The following is a 9,480-nucleotide window of genomic DNA, read 5'->3' on the forward strand; positions in this document are numbered from 1 at the left end:
GAGGTTGCGCCGTTTCGTCGCCGCCATCTTGATCAAGATCAACGCATTGCCAGCGCCTTGGTGGGCGCTGCATATGCCGGTCCAGATCGGTGAGCAGTTCGACAGGACCTTCTCGATGCAGACCGCGCCTGCGGCGGAAGCCAGCGCATCGGCGGCGTCACCGGCTGGCTGCGCGCGGCCGCGCTCGCCCATGCCGCCGGCATCGAGATGTCCACGCATCTGTTCTCGGAGGTCAGCGCGCATCTGCTGTGCGTGACGCCGACGGCTCACTGGCTGGAATATGTCGACTGGGCGGATGCCGTGCTGGCAACGCGGCTCGAGATCAAGGACGGCTTCGCGCTGCCGAGCGGGGAGCCCGGCAACGGTATCGCGTGGGACGAAGCGGCGGTTGCCAGATATCTCGTTGGATAAGGCGGCCTGTTAGGTCCGGACAGCAGCGATCATGTTCAGCTCGACCGGCGCCCCGCGCGGCAACTCGGCGACGCCGACGGACGTGCGCGTATGACGACCGCGCTCACCGAGACGTTCGATCAGCCGGTCCGAGGCCCCGTTCATGACTTGCGACTGCTGGGTGAATCCAGGCACTGAAGCGACATACCCCACGACCTGCAGGACCTGGACGATCCTGTCCTCGCCGCCCGTTGCGTGATTGATGGCGGAAATGCAGAGATCAGCGCAAAGGGCAGCGGCTTCCTGTGCGGCAGCGATATCGACACCTGCTCCGACCTTGCCCGCATACAGCAACTCTTCGCCGCGGCGCGGCAGCTGGCCGCTGACATAGGCGAGTCCACCATGGATGATCACCGGCAAGTAGTTGCCGCCGGGCTTGTTCACGCTGCTCATCTCGATAGCCTTCTCTTCACATCCGGCGAAGCGACGCATTTCGGCGAACTCTGTACCTCGATCGGACCAAGCTCGCCGTGGTGGATGGCCGGACAATGGCAGGCGGCGAGTCGTCGATCAAGGCTGCGAAGCCTGATCCGGCCTGACAGAACGCGCCTCCGCGCATTGCACGGCGGCGGCGCGCGCGATAACGGTTCCCCATGACCACATGGCGCCCTCATCCGCACATCCGCGTCGTCGCAATCGGCCTGCAGTGGCGGGACGGGCGGCTGCTGGCGGCCGAGGTTCGTGACGATACCGGGCGCATCAAGGGCGTACGCCCGCTCGGCGGTGAGATCGAGTTCGGCGAGAGCTGGCGGGCCGCTCTGGTGCGGGAGTTCAACGAAGAGCTCGGCATCGACGTGACCATCACGAGCGAGCCTGTCGTGCTGGAGAACATTTTCGTGCACGAGGGATCGACCGGCCACGAGGTGGTGTTCGTCGCGGAGGTCGCGTTTCCAGAGGGCGCCTTCGCCGGCCGGGACCGCATCGACTTCTGCGAGGACAATGGAGAGCAGATCGTCGCGCGCTGGTTCGACCTTGCCGATCTCGACGTTGATGGCGGACCGAGCCTCTATCCGACCGGACTGAAGAAACTGCTGCTGAGGACGGCGGCAGGGACCGCGTAGAAAGCACTTCCTTCACCGGCAACCGTCTCGAGGGGAATGTTCCAGACTGGCCGCCGCGGCGACGTCGGCAGACTTGCAAGCCTCATTGGTTGCAGCGCTTTTCGAGTTCTGCCTTCTGCTGCTTCAGCACCTCACGCTCAGCGTCGCTGCCTTTGACCGGATCCCGCAAGAGCGCAACCTGTGTTCTGTTGATCTGGCTGATCATGGTGGTGCATTGCTGCCTGGACAGCTGGCCGCCGGCGGCTTTCGGCTTTCGCTCGGGCGGTGGAGCATGATCTGCCGTCTTTGCATCGACGGCTCGGATCTTCTCGATGTTCTCCTTCGCTTTCGCCTCGTTCTGTAAATCGCCGGTCTTGCGAAACTCTTCGGCAGACCTCTTGAAGTAGTGCTCGGCCGTCCGAAGGTAACTCTTTCGACTTTCGTACGATGCTCGCATCGCATTGTTGAAGGCTTCTTTACCTGCTCCGAATAGAGCGGCTCCTTCGCCGGAATCGGCCTTTGTCCGGTCCATGGACGGCTTGAGGGACGGCTTGGCCGCGGCGGGTGGCCCAGCCTCGGGAGCTGCGGAGGGCGTTCTGTCGATCCCGAGAATATCGGCAGTGACGTTCTTCGCCGCCGAGCCGAGATCCCTGGATCGGGCGCTCGCGGGGACTGCGCCAATGCGCACGGCAACCGCGGCGCCGCCGTTCGTCGACATCGATCGCCCATCGGGCTCGAGCGTGTAATTCCAGCTCCCCAAGCTGTTGGTGTAGGTCAATACGTTTCCCGAACAGGTCCATGTCCCCTGGACGCAAGCCGGATGCTCGCTGCACAACGCCGCACCATCCGGCTTCAACGTGCCTCTGTTGCCGCTGCCCGAATGTCGCCAGTCTCCGATGAATTTTCCGGCGCAGCTGGATGGCGGCGCGGCTTCAGCAGACGCGGCACAGACCAACAACAGGAAAACGGCAGTCAAACGCCTCATCTCTGGCCCCCAAACGCGTCCATCCAGCTCGATCATGCGTGGCTCCGCCGAGGTTCGTCAATCGAGGAACGACCAGGCCTTCGCCCCGGCAACTGCCATGGACCTGATCATTCCACGGACCGCGTCCCTGGCTTCGTCGAGCAAGTCCAGGCGGCCCAGAACCAAAGGCGCGGCTGGCGGGCGACCGTCATGACCCAAATGGGATGGGCGCGGGAAAAATTCCTGGCCCACGATAAAATCGCCGGAATCGAAGAGCCGGATCGGCGGATCGTTCGCCCCGATGTCGGCTCAGGCGCCTCCTGGCGAAGGCCCAGCCTGCTCGTCGTTTGCCAGGAAGTCGTGCCATGCTCTCGCTGAATCGTGGAATGGTGGCGATCACAACCGCGATGTTGTTGTCGACCGCAGCATCTGCAGACGAATGCGATTCCAAAGCTGCGGAAGCGGCTTCCAAGATCGGCGGAACGGTCTCGCGTCGAATGGTGATTGGGGACCTGATCGAGCATCCAAGCGTCCCGATGCTGGGGGTGATGTGCGAAGACCACACGATCATTGGCGTCGTCGCGCAGTCCGGCGAGAGGACGCCGCCAACTCCCTATCGTGAGACGGTCAGCCGGTTCATCGCCGCTGTCTTCCCTTCGATCACCGTCCAGCAGGCATCGTCTGAAGTGATGAAGTGCCAGACCATCGCCCTTTCGAGGGAGCGAGAATGGGCGACAAGTGAAGTCAAAGACCACCGCTTTCAGTGCCGTGCCGATGCTGACGGCGATGGCCCGGTCCTGGCTGTGACCGGCCTGAAATAGGCGGCGCGGGATCGACGGAGGCGCGGAAGACACGGCCGCAGCTCCCCAAAGCGTTGGCGAGCCACATTGGCTCGATCGGCGTCCGGTCGATACGCCGGATGCGGCAGTCCGGGGCTAAAATGGGACTTTGTGGAAACCACCTTCAGGCCTCAGGCACGGTGCGCCAAAGCGATTGAAGAAGATGGTGGGCACGACAGGGATCGAACCTGTGACCCCTACCATGTCAAGGTAGTGCTCTCCCGCTGAGCTACGTGCCCTAAAAGTCCACTTCCGTCGGGTGGGGTCCCTATAACGGCTCAAGGGAGCCGGCGCAAGGACGGAACAAGGCCGATTTAGGCGGCCAGCATCTTGTTCACTTCGCTGACCAATTCGCGCAGATGCACGGGCTTGGACAGCACCTTGGCGTTCTTGGGGGCGTCCGAATCCGAGTTCAGGGCGACCGCGGCAAAGCCGGTGATGAACATGATCTTGATGTCGGGATCGAGTTCCGAGGCCCGGCGGGCGAGCTCGATGCCGTCCATCTCCGGCATCACGATGTCGGTGAGCAGCATCTCGAACGGCTCTTCCCGCAGCCGCTGATAGGCGGCCATGCCGTTATCATGGGACGAGACCTGAAAACCGGCATTTTCCAGCGCCTTGACCAGGAAACGGCGCATGTCGTTGTCGTCTTCGGCGAGCAGGATCTTTGGCATGGCAGGAATCGTCGCATCCCCAGAGGATATCAGCAGAGATCACTAAGCCCGACGGAGGGTAAATTTGGGGTGAAAATCTTTACCCTGAGCCGGCTCTCGCTGCCGCCCTCTTGTGAACCGGAAAACGGCTCGAATCAATCGAGCCGCGCGGGCGTATCCCCGCCTCCCTGCCCACACGGTTAAGACATGTTCCAACGGCCATCACATCTTTTCGCTTGGCAGAATGGTTGCGATTCCGGACAATGACGACACATAAGAGCCGCTCGATCGGCCGAATCGATGCGGTCTGGCCCCTGCCAGATCCCGGCGCGAAGGGACGAAGCCTGAGAAGATGACCCGGTTTGACGGCGAGACGTCGCCAGCCTTCGAGATCGTGGAGCCCGCGCAATGGCGCGCGCCGGTCATCTTCAACTCGCCCCATTCCGGCTCGATCTATCCGGACGAATTCCTCAGCGCCTCCAGGATCGATCTGCTGACGCTGCGGCGGTCCGAAGATTCCTTCATGGACGAGTTGATCGGCCATCTGAGCGAGCGCGGCTTTCCGACCGTCAGGGTTAACTTTCCCCGCTCCTATGTCGACGTCAATCGCGAGCCCTATGAGCTGGATCCCCGCATGTTCAGCGGACGGCTCCCGAGCTTTGCCAATACCCGCTCGATGCGGGTCGCCGGCGGCCTCGGCACCATTCCGCGCGTGGTCGGCGACGGTCAGGAGATCTATCGCGAGCGCATCCTGGTCGACGATGCGCTGGGGCGGATCGAGACGCTGTACAAGCCCTACCACCGCGCGCTGCGCCGGCTGATCAACAAGGTGCACCAGATGTTCGGCACCGTGGTGCTGGTGGATTGCCACTCGATGCCCTCGGTCGGCGTCTCCAGGGACGAGCCGCGCCGGCCCGACGTCGTGATCGGCGACCGCTACGGCACGAGCTGCACGCCGCTTCTGCCTGATAGGGTCGAGGAGACCATGACGGGCCTCGGCTATTCGATCGGCCGCAACAAGCCCTATGCCGGCGGCTTCATCACCGAGCATTACGGCAATCCCGCGAGCGGCCTGCACGCGGTGCAGCTCGAGCTCAACCGCGCGATCTACATGGACGAGCGGCGGCGCGAGCGCGGCCCGCGCTTTGCGCAAGTGGCGACCGACTTCGGCGTCCTCGCCGAGGTGCTGGCGACCACGATTCCCTTCGGCGATCTCGGCCCGTTCCAGGCCGCGGCGGAATAAGCGCCGACTTCTCTTCTCTGGAAGAATGATCATCTGCGATGAGCGCGACCGCGCCTTCGCCTGGCTTCGCCGCGCGCTTCAAAACGAAAGCGGCGGCCCCAAGAAAAAAGGGCCGCTCGCGAATGACGCAAGCGGCCCAAGTCTAGGGAGGAAACGCCCAAGGAGGGCAGCGGTAACGCCAAGCGCTACCGCACCGCAACAATATGCGACCGCGCCGCACAAAGCGCAAGGGCTTTTGAGCCGTTTCCCATGCAATAAGCACATGGCTCAGTTGCTTCCATGGAAACCCAGATTCAGTTTCTTTGATAAGGAAATTCAATGGGTTGATTATCATTTGCATACGAACAAGGCATCCCCGGAACTAAGTTTTCAACGCCGTGATCGATATTTGGCCAGCGGATGACTTGGATGAGGCAGCAGGCGGCGGCATCCAAAATACCAGGGTGCAAATCAAGACAGCGCTGCACGCGGGAGGCGAATTGAGCTAGGCAGGAGTCGAGCTTCATCCAACTTTCGCTTTGAGGATACGCCGTGACGGTGATCGACTTCTCCGCCTTCATCGGACGGCTCGCCACCGCCTCCGGCGAAACCATCCTGCCGTTCTTCCGCACATCGTTGTCGATCGACGACAAGAGCAAGACCAAGGATTTCGATCCCGTCACCGAGGCCGACCGCGCCGCGGAGGCGGTGATGCGGCGGCTGATCAAGGCCAACTTCCCCCAGCACGGCATCGTCGGCGAGGAATTCGGCAATGAGGGCGAGGACGCCGACTATGTCTGGGTGCTCGACCCCATCGACGGCACCAAATCCTTCATCGGCGGCTTTCCGATCTGGGGAACGCTGATCGCGCTGCTGCACAAGGGCGCGCCGGTGTTCGGCATGATGCACCAGCCCTTCATCGGCGAGCGCTTCTCCGGCGACAACGGCTCGGCCAACTATAAAGGCCCCTCCGGCGAGCGCCGGCTCCAGGTCCGCCGCTGCGCCTCGCTGTCGGAGGCGACGACCTACACCACCAGCCCCCTGCTGATGAACGAGCGCGACCGCGCCATTTTCGGCCGCATCGAGCAAGGCGCGCGGCTGTCGCGCTATGGCGGCGACTGCTACTCCTATTGCATGCTGGCGGCCGGCCACGTCGATCTCGTGGTCGAGACCGAGCTGAAGCCTTACGATATCGCTGCGCTGATCCCGATCGTGACCGGGGCCGGCGGTGTCGTCACCACCTGGGAAGGCAAGCCGGCCCAGGGCGGCGGCCGCATCATCGCGGCCGGCGACGCCAGGGTTCACGAAGAAGCACTGAAACTGCTGAACCAATAACAGACGCGAGCGGGAGGCTTGCATGACCATCTCACGCAGGCTTCTCCTTGGATTGTTCCTGATGCTGCCGTCAGCGGTGGCGGCGCAGAATTTTCCTGCAAAGCCGATCAAGCTGATCGTGCCCTTCCCGGCCGGCGGCCCCAACGACATCATCGCCCGCGTGATCGGCCAGCGCATGTCGGAGCTGTCGGGCCAGCCCGTGCTGATCGACAATCGCGGCGGCCAGGGCGGCGTGCTCGGCACCGACGCGGTCTCCAAGGCCCCGCCCGACGGCTACACCATCGCGATCTCCTCGGCCGGCGCCCTCGCCATCAGCCCGAGCATGGAGAAGGTCGCCTACGACACGCTGGCCGACCTGACGCCGGTGACGCTGGTTGCGACCGTGCCGGAAATGCTTGTGGTGGCGACCAACGTGCCGGCGAAGGACATCGGCGAGTTGATCGCCCTCGCCAAGGCGCAGCCCGGGAAGCTCAACTTCGCCTCCTCGGGACCCGGCAGCCTGCCGCACCTGGCCGGTGAGCTGTTCAAGCTGACGGCCAGGATCGACATCGTGCACGTGCCCTATCGCGGCGCGGCGCCGGCCGTGAACGATCTGCTGGGCCAGCAGGTGCAGATGACCTTCCTCGATCTCCCCGTGCTGCTGCCGCAGGTCAAGGCGGGCGCCTTGCGGCCGATCGCGATCGGCTCGGCGATGCGCGCCCCGACCGCGCCCGACGTGCCGACCACGGCGGAGGCGGGCTTTCCCGATCTGCGCATCGAGAACTGGTACGGCATGGTCGCGCCCAAGGGCACGCCGAAGGAGATCGTCACCGCGCTGCATGCTCTCGCGACCAAAGCGATGGCGGATCCGGCGGTGAAGGAGAAGCTCGCGGCGCAAGGCGCGACGCTGATTGGCGACGAGCCGGAGCATTTTCGGCAGTTCATCGCCGATGAGACGAAGAAGTGGGCGAAGGTGATCAAGGACGCCGGCGTCGAGACAGCGAAGTAGGTCTTTCTTACCCTCCCCTGGAGGGGGAGGGTCGGCTCACATGAGCGCAGTGAAATGTGAGACGGGGTGGGGTGACGGTATCTCCACATCCGACACAGCTCGAGTCGAGAGATCACCCCACCCCGCTCGCGCTTCGCGCGATCGACCCTCCCCCTCCAGGGGAGGGTAAGAAGCCTCACACCGCCTCCGCCCTCAAATGCTCCACCAGCATCTTCGCCGGCCTTGGCAGCGCCTTGAAACTGCGCGCGCAGATCACGAGCTTGCGGTTGGCCCAGGCATCGCGCAGGCGGACGATGGCGAGCGGCATCAGCTTCGCGCAGCGGCGGGCGGCGGCTTCGGGCACGAGGGCAACGCCGACATCGGCGGCGACCATCTGGCAGATCGCGTCGAAATCGCGCAGGCGCGCGCGGAAATGCGGGCGCATGCCGAGCCGCGCCGCATGCTTCGAAATATGCATCTGGAGCGCGGTGGCGCTGGTCAGCCCGACGAAGTCGTACGCCCCCGCTTCCTGGAAATCGATCTGGCGGCGGCCGGCGAACGGGCCGCGTTTCGACGTCACCAGCGCCAGGCGGTCCTCGCTGAACAGGAAGCGCTCGATGTGGTCGGGCAGTGCGTGCTCGGCGGCAAAGCCGAGATCGGCCGCGCCCGCGGTGACCGCGGCTGCGATGTCGGTGCTCTCGCGCTCCTCGATGTCGACGGCAATGTCGCGATGCTCGCGCAGGAAGCCGGCCAGCGCCTTCGGCAGATGCTCCGACAGGCCCGAGGTGTTGGCGAGGAAGTGCACGCTGGCGCGCACGCCTGAGGCAAAGCCGGCGAGGTCGCCGCGCATGGCGTCGATCTGGTGGATGACCAGCCGCGCATGGTCGAGCAGGCTCTCGCCGGCTGCGGTCAATTCGACGCCGCGCCGTCCGCGCTTGAGCAGCGCGACGCCGAGCGCGTCCTCGAGCCCCTTGATGCGCGCGCTGGCCGAAGCCAGCGCCAGATGCGAGCGCTCCGCCCCGCGGGTGATGCTGCGCTGGTCGGCGACCGCGATGAAGAGCTGGAGATCGACGAGGTCAAAGCGCATGGCAGGTCTCCTCAGACTTCGTTTCAAACGAAGGCTAACTCCGTAACCTCCAGATTGTGCGCCGGCGCGGCTTCGGTCAATGTGCGGACATGATCGACCCGCTTCTCATTGTTATCGCCGCCGTCTTCCTGCTCGCCGGATTCGTCAAGGGCGTGGTCGGGCTGGGCCTGCCGACGGTCTCCATGGGCCTGCTCGCGGTGAGCATGGCGCCGAGCCGGGCGATCGCCATCGTCATCGTGCCGGCCATCGTCACGAACATCTGGCAGACCTTCGCCGGCCCCTATTTGCGCGACATCCTGCGGCGGCTATGGCCGCTGATGATCGGCACCGTGATCGGCTGCTGGCTCAATGCCGGCGCGCTGACCGGCCCGCATGCGCGCTACGGCACGATCGTGCTCGGCGTCCTGCTCGTCATCTACGCGGTGATCGGCCTGAACAAGTTCAAGTTCCACGTCGCGCCCGCGAACGAGGGATGGGTCGGCGCCGTGGTCGGCGTCATCACCGGCGTGATCTCGGCCTCGACCGGGGTGCAGGTGATCCCCTCGATGCCGTTCATGCAGGCGATCGGCATGGAGAAGGACGAGCTGGTGCAGGCGCTCGGCGTGTTCTTCACGACGGCGACGCTGGCGCTCGCCTTCAACCTCACCGTGGGCGGATTGTTGACGCCGGCCAATGCGGTGCCGGGCGCCGTGGGCATGGCGATGGCCTTCGCCGGCATGTTCATCGGCCAGTCGGTGCGGGCCCGGATGCCGGCGGAAGCGTTCCGTCGCTGGTTCCTGATCGCGATGATCCTGCTCGGGCTTTATCTGGCCGGCAGTGCGCTGCTCAAGGAATTCGCCTAAAGCATGATCCGGAAAAGTGCGAAGCGGTTTTCCGGAAAGATCATGCGCAAACAACAACCTAAAGCGCGATGACGATTCATC

General features: G+C 64.3%; 11 protein-coding genes, 1 tRNA gene and 1 pseudogene. 7 read left to right on the forward strand and 6 right to left on the reverse strand.

Features of this window, described 5'->3' with window-relative positions; all coding sequences use genetic code 11:
• Positions 1 to 64: 64 nt before the first annotated feature.
• Positions 65 to 411: pseudogene (locus tag UNPF46_RS38790) on the forward strand (enolase C-terminal domain-like protein); the annotation flags it as partial.
• A 9-nt stretch (positions 412 to 420) separates the two neighbouring features.
• Here the strand turns inward: UNPF46_RS38790 and UNPF46_RS33940 are convergent.
• Complete coding sequence (locus UNPF46_RS33940; protein WP_142252987.1) at positions 421 to 843, reverse strand: RidA family protein; 423 nt, start codon at positions 841 to 843, stop codon at positions 421 to 423.
• A 200-nt stretch (positions 844 to 1,043) separates the two neighbouring features.
• On the opposite strand from UNPF46_RS33940, the gene UNPF46_RS33945 reads away from it, so the two are divergent.
• A complete protein-coding gene (locus UNPF46_RS33945; protein WP_142252976.1) occupies positions 1,044 to 1,511 on the forward strand; it encodes an NUDIX hydrolase in 468 nt (155 codons plus the stop codon).
• A gap of 82 nt (positions 1,512 to 1,593) precedes the next feature.
• Here UNPF46_RS33945 and UNPF46_RS33950 read toward each other — a convergent pair whose 3' ends face one another.
• The gene (locus tag UNPF46_RS33950) at positions 1,594 to 2,511 is read right to left on the reverse strand and encodes a hypothetical protein (protein WP_142252977.1); all 918 of its coding nucleotides are present in this window, start codon (positions 2,509 to 2,511) and stop codon (positions 1,594 to 1,596) included.
• 308 nt (positions 2,512 to 2,819) lie between these two features.
• On the opposite strand from UNPF46_RS33950, the gene UNPF46_RS33955 reads away from it, so the two are divergent.
• Positions 2,820 to 3,275, forward strand: coding sequence for a hypothetical protein (locus tag UNPF46_RS33955; protein ID WP_142252978.1), 456 nt, complete (start codon positions 2,820 to 2,822; stop codon positions 3,273 to 3,275).
• Between the two features lie 182 nt (positions 3,276 to 3,457).
• On the opposite strand, the gene UNPF46_RS33960 is transcribed toward UNPF46_RS33955, so the two are convergent.
• Together UNPF46_RS33960 and cpdR are read right to left on the reverse strand one after the other, a co-directional pair.
• Positions 3,458 to 3,532, reverse strand: a tRNA-Val gene (locus UNPF46_RS33960).
• Positions 3,533 to 3,607: 75 nt separating this feature from the next.
• Entirely contained in the window at positions 3,608 to 3,967 is a 360-nt protein-coding gene (gene cpdR, locus UNPF46_RS33965; RefSeq protein WP_007597092.1) for a cell cycle two-component system response regulator CpdR, read from the reverse strand.
• Positions 3,968 to 4,298: 331 nt separating this feature from the next.
• Here cpdR and UNPF46_RS33975 point away from each other — a divergent pair, with 331 nt between their 5' ends.
• On the forward strand, positions 4,299 to 5,189 hold the full coding sequence (locus UNPF46_RS33975; protein ID WP_142252979.1) for an N-formylglutamate amidohydrolase: 891 nt from the start codon (positions 4,299 to 4,301) through the stop codon (positions 5,187 to 5,189).
• Between the two features lie 293 nt (positions 5,190 to 5,482).
• Here UNPF46_RS33975 and UNPF46_RS33980 read toward each other — a convergent pair whose 3' ends face one another.
• Positions 5,483 to 5,695 carry a hypothetical protein gene (locus UNPF46_RS33980; RefSeq protein WP_142252980.1) on the reverse strand — a complete coding sequence of 71 codons (213 nt, stop codon included), beginning with the start codon at positions 5,693 to 5,695 and terminating at the stop codon, positions 5,483 to 5,485.
• Positions 5,696 to 5,720: 25 nt separating this feature from the next.
• On the opposite strand from UNPF46_RS33980, the gene hisN reads away from it, so the two are divergent.
• Both hisN and UNPF46_RS33990 read left to right on the forward strand, forming a co-directional pair.
• Positions 5,721 to 6,503: a histidinol-phosphatase gene (gene hisN / locus UNPF46_RS33985; RefSeq protein WP_100174581.1), complete on the forward strand. Its 783-nt coding sequence runs from the start codon at positions 5,721 to 5,723 to the stop codon at positions 6,501 to 6,503.
• A gap of 22 nt (positions 6,504 to 6,525) precedes the next feature.
• Positions 6,526 to 7,491 carry a Bug family tripartite tricarboxylate transporter substrate binding protein gene (locus UNPF46_RS33990; RefSeq protein WP_142252981.1) on the forward strand — a complete coding sequence of 322 codons (966 nt, stop codon included), beginning with the start codon at positions 6,526 to 6,528 and terminating at the stop codon, positions 7,489 to 7,491.
• Positions 7,492 to 7,666: 175 nt separating this feature from the next.
• Here UNPF46_RS33990 and UNPF46_RS33995 read toward each other — a convergent pair whose 3' ends face one another.
• On the reverse strand, positions 7,667 to 8,557 hold the full coding sequence (locus UNPF46_RS33995; protein ID WP_142252982.1) for a LysR substrate-binding domain-containing protein: 891 nt from the start codon (positions 8,555 to 8,557) through the stop codon (positions 7,667 to 7,669).
• Between the two features lie 89 nt (positions 8,558 to 8,646).
• Here UNPF46_RS33995 and UNPF46_RS34000 point away from each other — a divergent pair, with 89 nt between their 5' ends.
• Positions 8,647 to 9,399, forward strand: a complete 753-nt coding sequence (locus UNPF46_RS34000) for a sulfite exporter TauE/SafE family protein (protein WP_142252983.1) — start codon at positions 8,647 to 8,649, stop codon at positions 9,397 to 9,399.
• Positions 9,400 to 9,480: the final 81 nt, after the last annotated feature.

Source organism: Bradyrhizobium sp. UNPF46 (assembly GCF_006658625.1).
Lineage (GTDB): Bacteria > Pseudomonadota > Alphaproteobacteria > Rhizobiales > Xanthobacteraceae > Bradyrhizobium > Bradyrhizobium nitroreducens.

Bases quoted from the DNA above. Each gene is read 5' to 3' on its own strand.
- UNPF46_RS33940 (WP_142252987.1), bottom strand. From the start codon at position 843: ATGAGCAGCGTGAACAAGCCCGGCGGCAACTACTTGCCGGTGATCATC.
- UNPF46_RS33945 (WP_142252976.1), top strand. From the start codon at position 1,044: ATGACCACATGGCGCCCTCATCCGCACATCCGCGTCGTCGCAATCGGC.
- UNPF46_RS33950 (WP_142252977.1), bottom strand. From the start codon at position 2,511: ATGATCGAGCTGGATGGACGCGTTTGGGGGCCAGAGATGAGGCGTTTG.
- UNPF46_RS33955 (WP_142252978.1), top strand. From the start codon at position 2,820: ATGCTCTCGCTGAATCGTGGAATGGTGGCGATCACAACCGCGATGTTG.
- cpdR (WP_007597092.1), bottom strand. From the start codon at position 3,967: ATGCCAAAGATCCTGCTCGCCGAAGACGACAACGACATGCGCCGTTTC.
- UNPF46_RS33975 (WP_142252979.1), top strand. From the start codon at position 4,299: ATGACCCGGTTTGACGGCGAGACGTCGCCAGCCTTCGAGATCGTGGAG.
- UNPF46_RS33980 (WP_142252980.1), bottom strand. From the start codon at position 5,695: ATGAAGCTCGACTCCTGCCTAGCTCAATTCGCCTCCCGCGTGCAGCGC.
- UNPF46_RS33990 (WP_142252981.1), top strand. From the start codon at position 6,526: ATGACCATCTCACGCAGGCTTCTCCTTGGATTGTTCCTGATGCTGCCG.
- UNPF46_RS33995 (WP_142252982.1), bottom strand. From the start codon at position 8,557: ATGCGCTTTGACCTCGTCGATCTCCAGCTCTTCATCGCGGTCGCCGAC.
- UNPF46_RS34000 (WP_142252983.1), top strand. From the start codon at position 8,647: ATGATCGACCCGCTTCTCATTGTTATCGCCGCCGTCTTCCTGCTCGCC.